The 17,726-nt window shown below is 40.0% G+C and carries 17 protein-coding genes; 1 reads left to right on the forward strand and 16 read right to left on the reverse strand.

The annotated features are described in order from the left end of the window. Positions 1 to 64 precede the first annotated feature (64 nt). Positions 65 to 613 (forward strand): Smr/MutS family protein, encoded by a 549-nt coding sequence (locus tag CYCME_RS07575; RefSeq protein WP_016390754.1) that lies wholly within the window; start codon positions 65 to 67, stop codon positions 611 to 613. On the opposite strand, the gene CYCME_RS07580 is transcribed toward CYCME_RS07575, so the two are convergent. From CYCME_RS07580 to lpxD, 16 genes are all read right to left on the reverse strand, one after another. Next, entirely contained in the window at positions 610 to 1,410 is an 801-nt protein-coding gene (locus tag CYCME_RS07580; RefSeq protein ID WP_015005845.1) for an undecaprenyl-diphosphate phosphatase, read from the reverse strand. The two genes, CYCME_RS07575 and CYCME_RS07580, sit on opposite strands and share 4 nt — an antisense overlap. Positions 1,411 to 1,419: 9 nt before the next feature. Further along, complete coding sequence (gene truD, locus CYCME_RS07585) at positions 1,420 to 2,466, reverse strand: tRNA pseudouridine(13) synthase TruD (protein ID WP_020932683.1); 1,047 nt, start codon at positions 2,464 to 2,466, stop codon at positions 1,420 to 1,422. A 6-nt stretch (positions 2,467 to 2,472) separates the two neighbouring features. Continuing rightward, complete coding sequence (gene ispF, locus CYCME_RS07590) at positions 2,473 to 2,949, reverse strand: 2-C-methyl-D-erythritol 2,4-cyclodiphosphate synthase (RefSeq protein ID WP_015005843.1); 477 nt, start codon at positions 2,947 to 2,949, stop codon at positions 2,473 to 2,475. Next, positions 2,940 to 3,656 (reverse strand): 2-C-methyl-D-erythritol 4-phosphate cytidylyltransferase, encoded by a 717-nt coding sequence (gene ispD / locus CYCME_RS07595; RefSeq protein WP_020932684.1) that lies wholly within the window; start codon positions 3,654 to 3,656, stop codon positions 2,940 to 2,942. Before ispD ends, ispF begins: the two co-directional genes overlap by 10 nt. Beyond that, the gene (locus CYCME_RS07600) at positions 3,646 to 3,930 is read right to left on the reverse strand and encodes an FtsB family cell division protein (RefSeq protein ID WP_016390758.1); all 285 of its coding nucleotides are present in this window, start codon (positions 3,928 to 3,930) and stop codon (positions 3,646 to 3,648) included. Before CYCME_RS07600 ends, ispD begins: the two co-directional genes overlap by 11 nt. Before the next feature lie 3 nt (positions 3,931 to 3,933). Then, entirely contained in the window at positions 3,934 to 5,214 is a 1,281-nt protein-coding gene (eno, locus tag CYCME_RS07605; RefSeq protein ID WP_016390759.1) for a phosphopyruvate hydratase, read from the reverse strand. 21 nt (positions 5,215 to 5,235) lie between these two features. After that, positions 5,236 to 6,069: a 3-deoxy-8-phosphooctulonate synthase gene (kdsA, locus tag CYCME_RS07610; RefSeq protein ID WP_016390760.1), complete on the reverse strand. Its 834-nt coding sequence runs from the start codon at positions 6,067 to 6,069 to the stop codon at positions 5,236 to 5,238. Continuing rightward, positions 6,066 to 7,712: a CTP synthase gene (locus CYCME_RS07615; RefSeq protein WP_015005838.1), complete on the reverse strand. Its 1,647-nt coding sequence runs from the start codon at positions 7,710 to 7,712 to the stop codon at positions 6,066 to 6,068. The genes kdsA and CYCME_RS07615 overlap by 4 nt, the downstream gene beginning before the upstream one ends. A gap of 96 nt (positions 7,713 to 7,808) precedes the next feature. After that, positions 7,809 to 9,137 carry a tRNA lysidine(34) synthetase TilS gene (gene tilS, locus CYCME_RS07620; RefSeq protein WP_020932685.1) on the reverse strand — a complete coding sequence of 443 codons (1,329 nt, stop codon included), beginning with the start codon at positions 9,135 to 9,137 and terminating at the stop codon, positions 7,809 to 7,811. A gap of 60 nt (positions 9,138 to 9,197) precedes the next feature. Further along, positions 9,198 to 10,157, reverse strand: coding sequence for an acetyl-CoA carboxylase carboxyl transferase subunit alpha (gene accA / locus CYCME_RS07625; RefSeq protein ID WP_015005836.1), 960 nt, complete (start codon positions 10,155 to 10,157; stop codon positions 9,198 to 9,200). A gap of 42 nt (positions 10,158 to 10,199) precedes the next feature. Next, positions 10,200 to 13,703 (reverse strand): DNA polymerase III subunit alpha, encoded by a 3,504-nt coding sequence (gene dnaE, locus CYCME_RS07630; RefSeq protein WP_020932686.1) that lies wholly within the window; start codon positions 13,701 to 13,703, stop codon positions 10,200 to 10,202. Continuing rightward, entirely contained in the window at positions 13,700 to 14,266 is a 567-nt protein-coding gene (gene rnhB / locus CYCME_RS07635) for a ribonuclease HII (RefSeq protein ID WP_015005834.1), read from the reverse strand. Before rnhB ends, dnaE begins: the two co-directional genes overlap by 4 nt. Further along, the gene (gene lpxB / locus CYCME_RS07640) at positions 14,263 to 15,441 is read right to left on the reverse strand and encodes a lipid-A-disaccharide synthase (RefSeq protein WP_041932935.1); all 1,179 of its coding nucleotides are present in this window, start codon (positions 15,439 to 15,441) and stop codon (positions 14,263 to 14,265) included. Before lpxB ends, rnhB begins: the two co-directional genes overlap by 4 nt. Positions 15,442 to 15,481: 40 nt before the next feature. Then, positions 15,482 to 16,252: an acyl-ACP--UDP-N-acetylglucosamine O-acyltransferase gene (gene lpxA / locus CYCME_RS07645; RefSeq protein WP_020932688.1), complete on the reverse strand. Its 771-nt coding sequence runs from the start codon at positions 16,250 to 16,252 to the stop codon at positions 15,482 to 15,484. Next, positions 16,249 to 16,698: a 3-hydroxyacyl-ACP dehydratase FabZ gene (fabZ, locus tag CYCME_RS07650; RefSeq protein WP_015005831.1), complete on the reverse strand. Its 450-nt coding sequence runs from the start codon at positions 16,696 to 16,698 to the stop codon at positions 16,249 to 16,251. The genes lpxA and fabZ overlap by 4 nt, the downstream gene beginning before the upstream one ends. After that, entirely contained in the window at positions 16,698 to 17,720 is a 1,023-nt protein-coding gene (gene lpxD / locus CYCME_RS07655) for a UDP-3-O-(3-hydroxymyristoyl)glucosamine N-acyltransferase (RefSeq protein WP_016390766.1), read from the reverse strand. Before lpxD ends, fabZ begins: the two co-directional genes overlap by 1 nt. Positions 17,721 to 17,726 lie beyond the last annotated feature (6 nt).

The following is a 17,726-nucleotide window of genomic DNA, read 5'->3' on the forward strand; positions in this document are numbered from 1 at the left end:
TAAGTTTATCTAGATACCGTTACTTATAAAAAAAATTAGCGCTCAAATTTGATAAACTCATATTATGCCTGAAGATAAAAAAAAACGCCTAAGTTCCGATAATGATTCTCAATTATTCCGTGAGTTTATTGGCGAGGTAAACATACTCTCGAACACAGAACGGCATTTCTATGATGATACGTCGAAACCAAAACCAATAAAAAAAAGCTTTCCACCTCTAAAAGCGGATCATGAATATATTGTTGATCACACAAATGACATTACATCAGAGCAATACGTTTTCTTTGCCCACAGCTCTGTTCAAGCTAAAACGATAAAAAAATTAAAACGAGGCGCGATAACAATTAATGAAACAATTGATTTACATGGTTTAGATAAACAACAAGCACAACATTACATTAGAGAGTGTATTAGAGAACAGCTTGAGCTTCAGCAGCGTTATCTATTGCTTATACATGGCAAGGGAACAAGATCACTCAATCAATCGCCTGTTTTAAAAAACCTTTGTGTTAATCTACTAAAAAATGACTCTGCCGTATTAGCTTTTGCCTCTGCCCAGCCTAAAGATGGTGGAACCGGGGCGTTATACGTTTTGTTACGACAAAAACGCTAAACTGCATATAAATACAATAAAAAACAACCCAGTATTAAACGGTAAATCACAAAAGGCAGCATCCCTACTTTTTCTAGCACCTTTAGGAAAATTGAAATACAGGCAAAGGCACTTAACGCTGAAATAAATACACCCATAATAATAGAGAACCAGTCAATTTGGCTTGGGCTACTCATCAACTCAACTGACTTTAAACTTCCTGCTAAAAAGATTAATGGGACGGATAGTAAAAAAGAAAACCTTGCGGCTGCCTCACGCGTCAACCCTAGCAGCAAGCCTCCAGTCATGGTAATTCCCGATCTTGATGTTCCAGGAATAAGTGCCAACACCTGATATAACCCAATAATAATGGCTGTCTTAATCGATATTGCATATTCATCTTTATGTCGCTGTGCCTTAGTATCCGAATACCAAAGAAGCAAGCCAAAAAAGAGCGTCGCTATTGCAATAACTATGGGCGAGCGAAGGTAAATTTCAATTAAATGACCCGCTAATAAACCAACCAAACCAACCGGAATTGTCGCTATGATTATCATCCAAGCTAAACGACTGTCTTGCGTATGATTTTTTTTGAAGACAGATGCAAACCAACCTTTAATAATTTGCCTCAAATCGTGTTGAAAATAGCTAACTACTGCTATTAATGTTCCCACATGCACAGCAACATCAAAAGCTAAACCTTGGTCTTTCCAACCTAAAAGAGTGGGCAATAAAATTAAGTGTGCTGAACTTGATATCGGCAGGAACTCTGTTAACCCTTGTAATAACCCTAAGCCTAAGATATGTTCAAAATCCATTAATAAACCCTAGTTAACATGACTTGTTGTGTTAATTAACTCACGAATAACAGCGGTTGCATAACTGCCGGAAGGGAGTTTAAACGATAATCGAAGTTTATCAGTGGATATCAACTCTGCCTTAAAATCTGTCGGCACAACCCTTAAAGCGCGTCTAGCAGAGTCAACTTTTTCCTTCAATAAACCCTTACAAAATACACTGTTAGCCGTAAACACTGTGTCTTCCAGCTGCTCAACTGAAGCAGAAACCACTTTATCATTTACTCCAAATAATGGACCACTTGGATGAATATCATGTTCCATTAAACGTGTATGAGTCGTTGTTGAGTTGGCTTCATCTGTAAAATACTGACGCGTTCCACTGAGCATAAATGCATCACCGGGTAGCGCCTTATCCCAATTTTCAGCCTTCACTCGCTCAGACAGCACTTGGTTGAACAGAAACGATCTGGCTGAAGATAACAATAGGCCTTTTAACTGCTTATTCTTAATTTTCTCGCCTCTAGAAAACAGTCCATACGCACGATCTAGATTTTGGCATAAGTAACCAAAACGTTGTTGCATAAAGTAATTAGGCACACCAAACATTTTTATTTGTTCAATACGTTGCTGCAGCAAGGCATGATCAACTGTTAACTGTGAAATAACAATCTCAAATTCATTAAACTGAATAACCCCTCTTTTTAATTTCTTAAGGTGACGAGTACTTCGTTTGATTTTAATTGAATCATCTTCTAATAACTGCCAATCCGGTGCTGCTCGGCCTGGCAAATGTACACTAAACCACTGTTTGGTAACCGCATGTTTATCTTTCATACCCGCATAAGAGACTGAACGCCGGGTTACACCTGCATGAACAGCAAGTTTTTTTAGCACCTCATCGGTATTGAGCCCTTTTTTTTGCACATACACAAATTCATGTTCTCCCTCGCCAGACGGGGTAAATGTTAAGCGCTCGTTTACGATAAAATCTTCTGCTTGTTGCTTTAGTTGGCCAGCCCCAACTGTGCCACCATGGGCATAAGCCAACTCATCAATATGTTTCTCAAACAGCATCTTAATTTAACGCGCAGAAACGACAATAACCACAGCATGCGCTTCAATACCTTCCTTTCTTCCGGCGAAGCCCATTCCTTCTGTAGTGGTTGCTTTTATATTTATTTGCGATGCGTCTGAATTTAAATCTTTGGCTATATATAACGCCATTTTATTTAAATAAGGAGATAACTTCGGGGCTTGCGCAATAATTGTTAAATCAGCATTTCCTAGCTTAAAACCTTTTTGTTGGACTAAAGCATATACATGCCGCAACAAAACACGACTGTCGATATTGGCATAATCATCACTGCTGTCAGGGAAATGTTGCCCAATATCACCTTCACCTATTGAACCTAACAGCGCATCACACAACGCATGTAACAGCACATCACCATCTGAATGCGCTAATAAGCCATAGTCATGAGAAATTTTCACACCACCCAATACGAGAGGTTTCCCTGCTTCGAACCGATGTGCATCATAGCCGTGGCCTATGCGCATACTTGCCTCTCTTGTTGTTCTAAATAATAACGAGCCAAATCTAAATCTGATGGCGAAGTGATTTTGATATTATCAGCATGTCCTTTTACTATTTGTACAGCTTGATTCATCTGCTCAATAGCGCTGGCCTCATCCGTGATTACACGATTAGACTCGATCGCATTGATTAGGGCATTATTTAGCATGTCGAGTTTAAATATTTGTGGTGTCAGCGCTCTCCATAATATTGACCTATCGAGCGTTTGTGTGGATTTTTTATTGACTACTTTTTTAACCGTATCGTGTATTGGTGTCGCCAAAATAGCACCAACTTGCTGTTTTAATGCAGTGTTAATTAACACGTTTATATCACTACATCTAACACAGGGTCGTGCGGCATCATGAACAAGAACCCAATCATTTAAATCAGCATGCTCTTTGACTAAAGACACACCCTTTAAAACAGAATCAGCTCGTTCACTTCCACCAAACGTTATGCTAATACGGTCATCCTGTGCAAATTTACTGTGTTGCCAGTAGTTATCATTCTGATGAATACAAACAACAATATGCTCAATCTTTTCGCATAACATTAGTCGTTCCAATGTTGCATCTAAAACAGTTGATGAACCAAGTGGTAAATATTGTTTAGGAACTGCTGATTGCATTCTTAAACCAATGCCAGCGGCTGCCACTACACACCAAACTTTTTCTGGTTTATTTACCATCGCCAGCTTCAATATACTGAAAGAACGTTTCGTCTTTACCTACAAACCCTAATTCATTTCGAGCTTTTTCTTCGACGACCTCTAAACCACTTTTTAAATTGGAAACTTCGGCTTGTAAGGCGTTATTGCGCTCGCTCAGAATTTTGTTTTCTGCTTCAAGGGTGTTTATTCGTTGCTCTAAAGACCATGAGTCTTGAACTCTGCCTTCAGCTATCCATAGTTTATACTGCAAATAACTGAAGACAATAACAAGAATGATCAAAAGCGCTTTCACAGATTAGCGAAGGTATTTAAATGCCTTTCTACCCGCATAAACAGCCTGCTCGCCTAACTCTTCTTCTATCCGCAGTAAACGGTTGTATTTAGCAACACGATCAGAACGGCAAAGCGAGCCTGTTTTAATTTGGCCTGAGCAGGTTGCAACAGCTAAATCAGCGATTGTGGTATCTTCTGTTTCACCAGAACGATGAGATACGACTGATGTATAACCTGAATCATGCGCCATTTTAATGGCCGCTAATGTTTCTGTTAACGTGCCAATTTGATTAACTTTAATCAAAATCGAATTGGCGATATTTTTATCTATACCTTGTTTAAATATTTTAGGATTTGTAACAAATAAATCATCCCCAACCAATTGAACTTTATGACCCAATTGCTCGGTCATGTATTTCCAACCGTCCCAATCGTTTTCATCTAAACCATCTTCAATAGAAATAATTGGATATTGATTAACCCAGCCAGCTAAAAAGTCGGTCATTTCGGTAGAGTTAAAGCGTTTATTTTCCGACGCTAAGAAGTATTCTCCGTTTTCACAAAACTCAGAACTTGCCACATCAAGACCCAACGAAATATCATCACCAATCTTCAAACCAACTTGTTCAATGGCTTGTAAAATAACCTCAATTGCCTCAACATTTGATGACAAATCAGGTGCAAAGCCCCCTTCATCACCTACCGACGTACTTAAGCCTTTTTTTAGTAAAACCGATTTTAAGGCATGAAAAACTTCCGTGCCGTAACGCATCGCTTCACTAAAGTTAGGTGCGCCGACAGGTAAAATCATAAATTCTTGCAGATCAACACTGTTATCAGCATGTGAACCGCCATTGATGATATTCATCATCGGTACTGGTAACGTAAACTCGCTGTTACCTAAATAACGAAACAGTGGCAAACCACCTTCATTTGCTGCAGCATGTGCTGTAGCTAACGAAATACCAAGTGTTGCATTTGCACCTAACCGAGCCTTATTTTCAGTCCCATCAAGCTCAATCATTGTCTTATCAATCGCTGCCTGATTGCTTGCATCCATGCCCAATAAAGCATCTTTTAACTCGCCATTTACATGGCCGATAGCTTTCAGTACGCCTTTACCACCATAACGACTTTTATCGCCATCACGTAATTCGATCGCTTCACGTTCCCCGGTTGACGCACCTGAGGGCACCATTGCACTGCCAATAATGCCAGAGGCTAACGTCACATCCGCTTGCAAGGTTGGATTACCGCGTGAATCAAGAATCTCACGCGCTTTAATATCAACTATTTCTGCCATAACTTCCTCAAATAAATTATCTTAAAATTCGTTTTCAATAAACCCGGCTTGTTTAACCGCGTCATCGATTGTTTTCATAATGCTGAGTAATGCTTTCATTTTTTCTAATGGCACCGAATTAGGACCATCACTTAACGCTTTATCCGGATCAGGGTGTGTTTCCATAAATACGCCGGACACGCCAGCTGCCATTGCGGCTCTCGCTAATGTCGGCACAAATTCACGTTGTCCGCCAGAAGAACTTCCCTGCCCCCCGGGTAGTTGAACCGAGTGAGTTGCATCAAAAACCACTGGTGCATTTGTTTCGCGCATTACGGCTAATGAACGCATATCAGAGACTAAATTATTATAGCCAAAAGATGCCCCTCTTTCACACACCATGATATTTTGATTACCGGTCGAACGTGCTTTATCAACTACGTGCTTCATATCCCAAGGCGCTAAAAACTGGCCTTTTTTAATGTTAACCGGCAAGCCTGTTGCCGCCACTTTAGTAATGTAATTAGTTTGACGACATAAAAAAGCAGGCGTTTGTAACACATCAACAACAGAGGCCACTTCATCCATCGGCGTGTCTTCATGCACATCGGTAATAACAGGGAGATTTAATTGGTCTTTTACCAACTGCAAAACACGTAAGCCTTCTTCAATGCCAGGACCTCTAAAACCATCAATAGATGAGCGATTAGCCTTATCAAACGATGATTTATATATAAAAGGGATACCCAGCTCATCAGTTATTTCTTTTAATTGACCGGCTGTATCAATCGTCATTTGCTCACTTTCTACAACACAGGTCCCTGCTATTAAAAAGAACGGTTGATCTATACCTACATTAAACCCGCATAATTTCATGATTTTTTTACTCTGTCGGTTGATCCTGAATACTCAATGGCTGCGGCAACAAAACTACTAAATAATGGATGTCCTGTTCTTGGTTTTGAGGTGAACTCTGGGTGAAATTGACAAGCCAAAAACCATCTATGCCCTGGCACTTCAACAATCTCAACTAAGCGGCCATCCATTGATTTACCAGAAATTTTAAGCCCTGCTGATTCAAACTGCTCTATAAAGGTGTTATTAAACTCGTACCGATGCCTGTGTCGTTCAGTAATAACATCTTTGCCATAAACCTTATGAGCTAATGAGCCAGGAGTTAATTGACATTTTTGACTACCTAAACGCATCGTCCCCCCCAAGTCTGAGCTTGCATCACGTGTCTCAATTTGCCCTTCCTCGGTTAACCATTCGGTAATTAAACCGATAACAGGGAAAGGTGAATCAGGCATAAATTCTGTACTATTTGCCCCTTCAAGGCCTATTTTATTGCGTGCATACTCAATAACAGCCGATTGCATTCCAAGACAAATACCTAAATACGGCACATCGTTTTCACGCGCATAACGGATGGTTGCAATTTTACCGTCAACACCTCTTTCACCAAAACCGCCAGGTACAAGAATAGCATCCACGTTATCTAATGCAGAGGTACCCTGATTTTCAATATCTTCGGAGTCAACCTTAACCACTTCCACCTGTGTTTTTGTATGTATACCAGCATGAATCAACGATTCCGTTAAAGATTTATATGCATCAGCATGATCAATATACTTACCCACTAACGCTATTTTCACGGTGTCGGTCGGTGCAAATAACCCATCAACAACAGCTTGCCAATCTGATAGATCAGCAGGAACCGTATCTAAATGTAATTTTTTAGCGACAATTTGATCCAGACCTTGCTCATGCAACATCATTGGGATGCGGTAAATACTGTCTGCGTCTAACGCCGTAATAACCGCTTTTTCTTCAACATTGGTAAACAGTGCAATCTTTTTTCTCTCAGAGGATGGGATTGGGCGTTCTGATCGACAAATCAACACATCGGGTTGAATCCCAATAGTCCTTAACTCTTTAACAGAGTGCTGTGTTGGTTTTGTTTTAATTTCTTTTGCGGAAGCAATATAGGGCACCAGTGTTAAGTGCATGAACAGGCAGCGATCATCACCCAGCTCGACTCGCATTTGACGGATAGCTTCTAAAAAGGGTAATGATTCAATATCACCAACCGTTCCACCAATCTCAATCAGCGCGACATCAACGCCTTCTGCACTGTCTATAATATTCTTTTTAATTTGATCAGTAATATGAGGAATAACCTGAACTGTTCCCCCTAAGTAGTCGCCACGTCTTTCTTTTTTAATAACCGTTTCATAAATTTGGCCTGTCGTAAAGTTATTAGCCTTAGACATAATGCTGTTACTAAATCGCTCATAATGACCTAAATCTAGGTCTGTTTCAGCGCCATCATCTGTTACATACACTTCACCATGTTGAAATGGGCTCATTGTGCCAGGGTCGACATTGATATAAGGATCGAGCTTTGTCATGGTTATTTTTAAACCACGAGCTTCAAGAATAGTTGCTAATGAGGATGCACAAATGCCTTTCCCTAAAGAAGACACAACACCACCCGTAATAAAAATAAACTTAGCCATACAAACCTATGAAGTGAAAAATTGAATGCCAAGTATTATACGCGAATCAAATAATAAGAAAGCACTCGCAAGATATAATTAAGTAAAACTTAACGCTTATTTAATTCGCCAGTCAGGATGATCCCATTCAATAACATAACCTTGCTCGCCCTCTTTAGCTAAAAACCTTTCATCCAACCATAAATTAGCCACAGCTACTAAATGATCATCCAAATAAATCAACGGTATTGAATCTCTAACCCACGGAAAAATCTTTTCCTCATTAAGAAGTTTTTTTAATGCCTTGCTGCCAGATCTTTTTACTAATTTAATCCGTTCACCACCTAGCCTATAACGAACCGAGGTAGTTGATGAGTCCCATAATGCCTTATCAATCCCTTCTCCAACAGCCGTCGTTCTTGTGAGTATCCCTAGCAAATTAGGCAAGGTTAAGACTTCTCCACACCATTTAACTTTATGCAATATTAACTGTTCAGTTTTTGGTGTGTAAAAAAGACGGTTATCAAACAGTCTTACTTGATGATCTGCCCAAGCAATCAGCGTTGGTTTATTACTATCAATTTTTAGCATCGACTGTATTTGTTGCAAGATTTTCTTAGACGGTAGACGTACACCCTGTGTTTTAAGCCACTCCCGAATCATTAAACGCTGTGTTTCTTCTTTATTGCCTGCAAGTAACTGTATACTTAACTCATGTCCTACCGAATCACTCAACAGCTCCTTACTTAGTTCAGCAAGGACTTTAGACGCTTCGGCACAGTGGGAAGCAGATCGTGCAGTGGTTTTTGAAAAAGCAGGCCATCGGCTTTGTATTAAAGGGATGACTTCTTGGCGTAGAAAATTGCGGTCATAGGACACATCATAGTTGCTTGAGTCCTCAACCCATTTCAAACCTTTGTTTTTTGCATAGTGCAAAATGTGTTGTTTGCTCACCCTTAATAAGGGTCTTGAAATAAAACCTGCATTAAATTGATTAAACGAGGGCATGCTAGCCAAACCATCCACACCCGCACCTCTAAGTAATTGAAGCATTAGCGTTTCAGCTTGATCATCCTCATGCTGGGCGGTTAATAAAACACTGTGTTTATCTATAAACGTTGATAATGCAGCATACCTTGCCACTCTCGCCGCTTGTTCTGGGCCATCACCGTGCTTGTCCTGTGCATTCACCTGTATAGAATGAAAAGGAAAACCAAGCTCAGCCGTTATTTTTTTACAATGCTCAGACCAATGCACAGAATCATCGTGTAAACCATGATCAATATACACAGCCGAAAAAAATAGTGGTTTTAACTGCTGCCTTAATATTGAACAGGCATGCAGCAAAACATGTGAGTCCACACCACCACTATAAGCAACAACGACCTTTGTAACACCCTCTATTGAATCGAGGTGCTGCTTAACAGTGTTAACAAGGTCATCCAATGTAGCACCTTAATTGATAAAGTTTAGCGTTGTTTAAGGTGATAAAGAAGCTAAATAGAATTAGGATTCTGTGAATTTTCCATAACTCATTAAACGATCGTAACGCTCAGCTAAAAGAGTTTCTATGGGTTTACTATTGAGCTCAGCGACCTCTTTGAGTAAAACCTCTTTGATTCTTTTTTTCATTAACGCTAAATCTTTATGCGCACCCCCTAACGGCTCTTCAATCACACCATCGATCAAGCCATTTGCTAATAACTTCGTTGAGGTGATTGCCATCGCTTCAGCAGCTTGAGATGCCTTTTCTGAGCTTTTCCATAGTATCGATGCACAGCCTTCGGGAGATATTACCGAGTACGTACTATATTTTAATAAAAACAACTTATCACATACGCCCAATGCTAACGCACCGCCAGAACCACCTTCGCCAATTACAATACTGATAACAGGTGTTTTAAGTTTAGACATTTCAAAAAGATTTCTTGCAATCGCTTCACTTTGCCCACGTTCTTCAGCACCAACGCCGGGGTAGGCACCGGGTGTATCAATAAACGTAATAATTGGTAAATTAAAACGTTCTGCCATATGCATTAAACGTAGCGCTTTCCGGTAGCCTTCAGGTCTTGGCATACCGAAATTACGTTTAAGTTTTTCCTTTGTATCTCGTCCTTTCTGGTGCCCAATCACCATAACAGGCATCCCATCTAGTTTTGCCAATCCACCAACAATAGCCGCATCATCAGCATAATGGCGATCACCGTGTAATTCGATGAAGTTATCAACAACACCATCAATATAATCTAAAGAGTATGGGCGTTTAGGATGACGCGAGAGTTTTGATATTTGCCAATCAGATAATTTTGCAAACGTCGACTCCGTTAAAGACAGGCTTTTTTCTTGCAGCCTATCGATCTCTTTTTGGATATCAATTTCATTATCCGATCCAACTCGACGAAGCTCTTCAAGCTTTTCTTCAAGTTCAACAATCGGTTGTTCAAAATCTAAGTAATCTAAGTTCATAAGCTTATTTTATCTTGAGTCGATGAATTCAGCCAGCAAAATTCAATATCGAATAAAACCTTGTTGTTCTGGCAATGCATTATGTAAATCTGTCAACAATGCATCTTCAGGTTTAATATTCCATTCATCCGGCAATAAAAGCGCGGATGAAGCACCGGGTAGCATCAATTTTATTTTAACCGGGCAATCACCACCACGGTATTTACTTAAAACAGTATGTAATTGATTAATTTTATTGTCTTGTTTTAGAACATCAGCGTCTAACTCTATCAATACATCTTTTATGAACCGTTTACGTGCTTGCTCAACTGTCATCACTGACTCAATGCTAATTCTATTTTGCCCGGCAAAGTCATCAAAAGAGATACTGCCTTCAATAACAACAATTTGCTCGACCTGTAATTGTTCGCTATAGGTCTCAAAAACCTCACTATAGGCCACAGCCTCCATGCGAGCGCTTCCATCATCTAAAATAATGGTGGCAATTTTAGCACCACTTTTTGTTGGACGTGTACGGATATTTAACACCAAACCAGAGACGGTAATCGGTTTTCCTTTTGCACGCCGATACTGGCCTCCCCCCGGGGAGCTTAACTCCATATCATGTAAGGCTGCCAATTTTCCTGAAACAATATTGCTCATTTCATCTCGAACTGTATCAAATGGGTGCCCGGTTAAATACAGTCCAAGTATTGTCTTTTCATGTTTAAGGCGCTCATGCTCGCTCCAAGTTTTTACACGAACAGCATTAGATTTTTGAGTTGTTTCAACAAGGCTTACGCCGAACAAATCATTTTGCCCAGCCATCGCACTTTTCCCCTGCTGCTCAGCCACTTGAAGTACATTCGTTAATTGCTGCATCAGCTGTGCACGGTTTGTGTCAAAACAATCTAATGCACCCGCTCTGATAAGAGCTTCTTGCACACGACGATTTGCCTTTCTTAAATCTATACGATTGGCAAGGTCTTCATGACTAGAATAAGGGCCGTTAAGTTCTCTTTGTTGAATAATTGATTCAATAGCTCCTTCACCGACACCTTTAAGCGCCCCTAAGCCATAGATAATGTCGCCTTCTTCATTTGTCGTAAATCGATAGTAAGAGCTATTAACATCAGGCGGAAGAATATTGAGCCCCATATCACGACATTCATCGATGAACAAAACAACTTTATCGGTATTGTCCATATCTGAAGACAACACTGCGGCCATAAATTCTGATGGGTAGTGCGCTTTTAACCAAGCGGTTTGGTAGGCAATTAATGCATACGCAGCGGAGTGAGATTTATTGAACCCGTAGCCTGCAAATTTTTCCATTAAGTCAAAAATATAGGTCGCTACACTTTCTTCGACATTATTAGCAACCGCTCCTGTGGTAAACATCTCACGCTGCTTGGCCATTTCTTCGGGCTTTTTCTTGCCCATCGCTCGACGCAGCAAGTCAGCTGAGCCAAGACTATAGCCAGCTAAATCCTGAGCAATTTGCATCACTTGTTCTTGATATAAGATAACCCCATTAGTTGGCTCTAAAATTGGTATCAAGGTTGGGTGCGGATATTCTGCTTTTTTGCGACCATGCTTAACATTAATGTAATCATCCACCATGCCAGACTGCAATGGCCCTGGTCTAAAGAGAGCCACTAGAGCAATAATATCTTCAAAGGTGTCAGGGCGCAGACGACGAATCAAATCTTTCATGCCCCTAGACTCAAGCTGAAAAACAGCTGTTGTTGCGTAATTTTTTAATAACTCGTACGTTAATTCATCATCGCGAGGTAACAGGTCAATATTAACGGCCTTTTCGCCCTTTGCGGCTAAGCGTTGATTTATATTTTGTAAGGCCCAGTCAATAATTGTTAATGTTCGTAACCCCAAAAAGTCGAACTTAACTAAACCAACAGCTTCGATATCGTCTTTATCAAACTGCGTCACCAGGTTTGCACCACCTTCCTCGCAATATAAGGGTGAAAAATCAGTTAACTTACTCGGAGCGATGACAACACCACCCGCATGTTTACCCGCGTTTCTTGCCACCCCTTCAAGCATTAGAGCTAAGTCTATTAGCTCACGAACCTCGTCTGATTCTTTATATGCGTTCAATAGATCAGGGCTTTCATCAAGTGCCTTTGTTAAGGTCATACCAATTTCAAAGGGGATTGCTTTTGCTAAACGATCTACAAAACCATAAGGATGGCCTAATACACGCCCCACATCACGTATAACAGCTTTCGCAGCCATACTCCCGTAGGTAATAATTTGCGACACTTTATCTCGTCCGTATTTCTCACCGACATAATCGATCACCCGATCACGCCCATCCATACAAAAATCCACATCAAAGTCAGGCATTGACACACGTTCAGGATTTAAAAATCGCTCAAACAGTAAATCAAACTCTAGCGGGTCTAGGTCAGTAATTCTTAATGCATACGCAATAATAGATCCCGCACCAGAACCACGACCCGGGCCAACGGGTACGCCATTATCTTTTGCCCATTGAATAAAATCAGCAACAATTAAAAAATAACCAGGAAAGCCCATCTGACAAATAACGTCTAATTCGCGCTTTAATCTGGCTTGATACTGGGCCCTTTTTTCATCATCAAACTTAATTCGATGAGAAGTTTCTTGAATTCGTTTCTCTAACCCTTTTTGTGATAAATCTGCGAAATATTCATCTATGGTCATACCTTCTGGAACGGGAAAGTCAGGTAAAAAGTTCTCCCCTAAACTAAGTTCAACATTGCAACGTTTTGCAATCTCTACTGTATTTTCAAGCGCTTCAGGTAAATCAGAAAAAAGCGCCAACATGTCTTCCTGACTTTTTAAATACTGCTGTTCGGTATGCGTTTTGACCCGCCTAGTATCAGATAATACACGCCCTTGATTAATGCAGACTCGCGCCTCATGCGCATCAAACTCCTCTGGTTTTAAAAAGCATGCACTATTAGTAGCCACTATAGGTGCATGATGCTTACTAGCTAAGGCTAATAACTGATTATTTAACCCCTCTTCACCTGATCGACCAATACGTTGAAGCTCTATGTAAAAACGATCCTTAAAAACCTGCAACCAAGTAGATAACATAGTATCTGCTTGCTCTGTATCATTTGACTGAAGCGGTGTTGAGAACAACCCGTCCAAACAGCCAGATAAGGCAATTAAACCTTCATTTTTCTCCAGTATTTTTTTACTGGTTAGATAGGCGACACCTTTATCTTGCCCATTAAGATACGCCTCAGAAATTAATTCACACAGTGCTAAATAACCTTGTTGGTTTTGGGCCAGTAAGGTGATGATATATGGCTTTTTTTGCGCCACCGAATCTCTTATCTGTACATCCGCCCCAATAATAGGTTTGATGCCAGCAGCTAAGGCAGCACGATAAAACTTTACCGTGGCAAATAAATTAGACTGATCGGTCACCCCGATAGCTGGCATAGCTAGTTCAGCTACACGTTTGACCAATGGTTTTACACGAATAATGCCATCTACCAATGAATATTCGGTATGGTTCCTAAGGTGGATAAACTTGATGGCCTCACTCATGGTAATAATTTTCTTACTGGGGAAAATGATTGTCGGTAAATCGAAATAACACCCTGCTGGGCAAGTTTCATTTTATGATCAGGGGTCGGGTAACCGGCATGTTTTGATAGGCCATAACCGGGATATAACACATCAAGCAGGGCCATCTGCTCATCTCTATATACTTTTGCGATAATCGAAGCCGCGGAGATTTCAGCCACAAGGTTATCACCGCCTTTGATACATTTACCCGGCAGATCAATATCTGGATAGAATGTCCCATCAACTTTGGCATAACCTGCCTTAATATCCAAGCCATCAAATGCCCGTTTCATGGCTAATAAACTTGCCTGTAAAATATTAATTTCATCAATTTCAGCCACCTCTGCTCGACCAATTGACCATGCTTTAGCAGACTCGATGATCTGTTGTGCAAGCACCTCTCGTCTCTTTTTTGTCAACTTTTTTGAATCCATCAGGCCATCAATTGGTTTTTCATCATCCAGAATGACAGCCGCTGCAACAACAGGCCCTGCAATACAACCTCTACCTACCTCATCTAAGCCAACAACCACCTTGTTCAAAATGAAACATCACCATTAATTACGCCCGACACAATGTTTGCAGCTTGAATATCAGCCTGACGTGTCAATTTTATTTTCATTTTATTAAATTCATTCACTATAGTTTGAGTCTTATCTTTATCTTGGTAAAAACTAACCAATTCTTCAGTTAACGTAGCGATATTAATATCATCTTGTAAATATTCTTTAACCAATTCTTTGCCTGCTATTAAGTTTGGCATCGATACGAAGGGGGCTTTTAGTAAATCGAATGTTTTAATGACCCATGCAGTTAGTGCCGATAATTTGTAGGCAACCACCATCGGTTTTTTAAACAACATCACCTCAAGCGTTGCTGTACCAGAAGCCACTAACACCATATTGGCAGCTGCAATCATTTCCGTAGTCGCCCTTACTTTTATCTCTAAATCGAGCGTCAACCCCGACGCTCTATAATATTCTTGAAATTTATCTGCAACCACTTGATCTGGCATTGGTACTAAAATTTTAAGTCCAGAAATATTATTTGAGCAATTATAGGCGGTCTGTAAAAATAAAAAACTATGTCGTTCAAGCTCACCAAGCCTGCTACCGGGCATTATTGTTAATACCGGTTGTTCACTGTGTAATCCTAAAGACTGTCTAGCCGCCTGTGTATTGATAGGATGTTGATGCTTATCGGCTAATGGGTGCCCTATAAAATAAGCTGGGACAGCAGTATCTTTAAAATAAGTTTCTTCAAAAGGAAAAATACATAACAAGGCATTTAACGAACCAATTAGTTTCTTAATTCGTTTTGGCCGCCATGCCCAGACGGTTGGGCTGACATAATGAACTGTTTTAATGCCTTTTTTATAGAGCTCGCGTTCTAGTTTTAGATTAAAATCAGGCGCATCTATCCCAATAAAAACATCTGGGTTCTCACTGATTATGATTTTTTTTAAGTGCTTTCTAATCCCCAGTAATTCCGGTAAATGTTTTATCACTTCAAATAAGCCAAAAACAGATAATTTAGACATCGGATAATACGATTGAAAACCTTCGGCTAACATTCTTGGTCCGCCAATACCGGAAAACGTTGCATTAGGGTACCTTTCTTTCAATCGTTTTATTAGACCAGCACCCAAAATATCACCAGAGTGCTCACCGGCAACCAGCATAATTTTTATAGGTTTATCAATAATTGTAGACATCATAGTAAACGCACGGTAATCCTTATGAAGCTTACCTGTCTAACTATCGTAAAATACTGCGGTTAGAATTCTCTAAAAAATCCAACATGATGGTTAACTCGGGGTGATCTTTTACAACATTGACTAATTCTGCTTTAGCATCAGCTAACTTTAAGCCTGATTTATAAAGCAATTTATAGGCTCGTTTAACCTGCAAAATAGTGTCCGCTGAAAAGCCACGCCTATCTAATCCAACCGTATTGATCCCATGAGGTTTGGTAGGTCGACCACCAACCATTACAAAAGGCGGCACATCTTTTGTAATCGCGCTACCCATAGCTGAAAAACAATGATCACCCAAATGACAAAACTGATGAACGATGGAGAAACCGCCCAAGATAGCATTATTGCCAATATGTACATGACCACCTAATGAAGCAGCATTAGCAAGAATAACATCGTCGGCAATCACGCAGTCATGAGCAACATGCGTATAGGCCATGAATAAATTATTACTACCAATTTTCGTAATATTTTTATCCTGTGTTGTGCCTCTGTGGATTGTTGTGAATTCTCGGATTTCGTTATTATCACCAATTTCTAAGAATGACTCTTCACCAGCATACTTCTTATCTTGAGGGTCTTCACCAATAGACGAAAACTGATAAATTCGATTGTTTTTGCCTATTGTTGTTGTTCCATTAATCGTAACGTGAGAAGAAACAACCGTTCCAGTGCCTATCGAAACATTCGCTCCGATAACCGTATAAGGACCAATTTTTACATTCTCATCTATAGACGCTGTTGGGTCGATAATAGCCGTTTGGTGGATCATTTAGTCGACTCCTTTGAGGCACACATAATCTCAGCAGACACAACCAATTCTCCATCGACTGTTGCGGACGCTGAAAAAGACCAAATATTTCGTTTATTTTTTTTGAAAACCGCTTCTATCATTAATTGGTCGCCGGGTACAACAGACCGTTTAAAACGCGCTTTATCGATACCTACCAAGTAGTATTCGCCAAAATCTTCACCACGATCTGTTAATGTTTTCATCGACAACAGACCCGTTGCTTGTGCCAATGCTTCAATAACCAATACGCCTGGCATAATCGGGTTATGTGGGAAATGACCGGTAAACTGGGGTTCGTTGTAAGTGACATTCTTAACGGCTAACAACCTTTCGCCGGCCTCATACTCAACAACTCTATCAATCATTAAAAAAGGATAACGGTGTGGCAAGAATTCCATTACTTTTCTTACATCATCAAGCGACATTAATTTTCCTTTTTTAACTTTATTAAATAATTGATTTTTTTGGTTAATTTATCAAGTTGCTTAAAGCGAACTGCATTCTTAAGCCAATCTGTATTTTTTTGAAACGGTGTACCCGATGAATAAACACCGGCTTCATTAATTGAATGCGTAACCATTGTCATGCCGGTTACATGCACACCATCTGTTATTGATATATGCCCTACTAGGCCAACACCACCAGCAAATGTGCAATATTTTCCAATTTTCGTACTACCGGCTATACCAGTACAAGCGGCTATAGCTGTATGGTCACCAATCACAACGTTATGTGCTATCTGAACTTGGTTATCAATTTTAACGCCATCACCAATAACTGTATTATCTAAAGCACCGCAATCAATCGACGTATTAGACCCTATTTCAACATCATTACCAATAACAACATGTCCAAGTTGAGGTATTTTACACCAACCTTTTTTATCATTGTATGGTGCATAGCCAAAGCCATCACTACCTATCACAGTACTTGGGTGAATCGTAACGTTATCGCCTATTTTCGTCTCTTCTCCAAGACTTACATTGGCGACTAACTTAAGGTTATTACCAATCACTACTTTATTGGCAATGACGCATCCAGGTCCTATATAACAACCTTTACCAATGGTGACATCATCACCAATAACAACATGAGGAGCCAGCACGCAATCCTCAGCAATATTTGCATTATCACCAATTACAACCGAAGCATGAATACTGCCCACTCTTGGAGGGGCGGCATGAATCACATTTGCTGCTTTTGCGTACGCTAAATATGGGTTTTTAACAATCAATGCATTGCCATCATATCCTGCTAAAAAAGCATCCGATAAAATAACAACGCCCGCATTGGTTGTCTGTAAATCTGTAATGTACTTTTTATTATAGATAAACGATAGCTGATCAGATCTAGCTGATTCAAGCGTAGCACAACTACTGATTTGATAGTTTGGGTCACCGATTAAATCAGCATCAATAGCGACCGCTAATTCTTGTAAAGTCAGCATTAATCA

Origin of the sequence: Cycloclasticus zancles 78-ME (assembly GCF_000442595.1) — a bacterium.
Classification (GTDB): Bacteria; Pseudomonadota; Gammaproteobacteria; order Methylococcales; family Cycloclasticaceae; genus Cycloclasticus; species Cycloclasticus pugetii.

What these genes read in the sequence shown, in the direction of transcription:
- ispF (WP_015005843.1), bottom strand. Translation starts at nt 2,949, where the DNA reads ATGCGCATAGGCCACGGCTATGATGCACATCGGTTCGAAGCAGGGAAA.
- ispD (WP_020932684.1), bottom strand. Translation starts at nt 3,656, where the DNA reads ATGGTAAATAAACCAGAAAAAGTTTGGTGTGTAGTGGCAGCCGCTGGC.
- CYCME_RS07580 (WP_015005845.1), bottom strand. Translation starts at nt 1,410, where the DNA reads ATGGATTTTGAACATATCTTAGGCTTAGGGTTATTACAAGGGTTAACA.
- fabZ (WP_015005831.1), bottom strand. Translation starts at nt 16,698, where the DNA reads ATGTCGCTTGATGATGTAAGAAAAGTAATGGAATTCTTGCCACACCGT.
- lpxA (WP_020932688.1), bottom strand. Translation starts at nt 16,252, where the DNA reads ATGATCCACCAAACGGCTATTATCGACCCAACAGCGTCTATAGATGAG.
- eno (WP_016390759.1), bottom strand. Translation starts at nt 5,214, where the DNA reads ATGGCAGAAATAGTTGATATTAAAGCGCGTGAGATTCTTGATTCACGC.
- dnaE (WP_020932686.1), bottom strand. Translation starts at nt 13,703, where the DNA reads ATGAGTGAGGCCATCAAGTTTATCCACCTTAGGAACCATACCGAATAT.
- kdsA (WP_016390760.1), bottom strand. Translation starts at nt 6,069, where the DNA reads ATGAAATTATGCGGGTTTAATGTAGGTATAGATCAACCGTTCTTTTTA.
- truD (WP_020932683.1), bottom strand. Translation starts at nt 2,466, where the DNA reads ATGCTGTTTGAGAAACATATTGATGAGTTGGCTTATGCCCATGGTGGC.
- lpxD (WP_016390766.1), bottom strand. Translation starts at nt 17,720, where the DNA reads ATGCTGACTTTACAAGAATTAGCGGTCGCTATTGATGCTGATTTAATC.
- CYCME_RS07575 (WP_016390754.1), top strand. Translation starts at nt 65, where the DNA reads ATGCCTGAAGATAAAAAAAAACGCCTAAGTTCCGATAATGATTCTCAA.
- accA (WP_015005836.1), bottom strand. Translation starts at nt 10,157, where the DNA reads ATGAACTTAGATTACTTAGATTTTGAACAACCGATTGTTGAACTTGAA.
- lpxB (WP_041932935.1), bottom strand. Translation starts at nt 15,441, where the DNA reads ATGATGTCTACAATTATTGATAAACCTATAAAAATTATGCTGGTTGCC.
- CYCME_RS07615 (WP_015005838.1), bottom strand. Translation starts at nt 7,712, where the DNA reads ATGGCTAAGTTTATTTTTATTACGGGTGGTGTTGTGTCTTCTTTAGGG.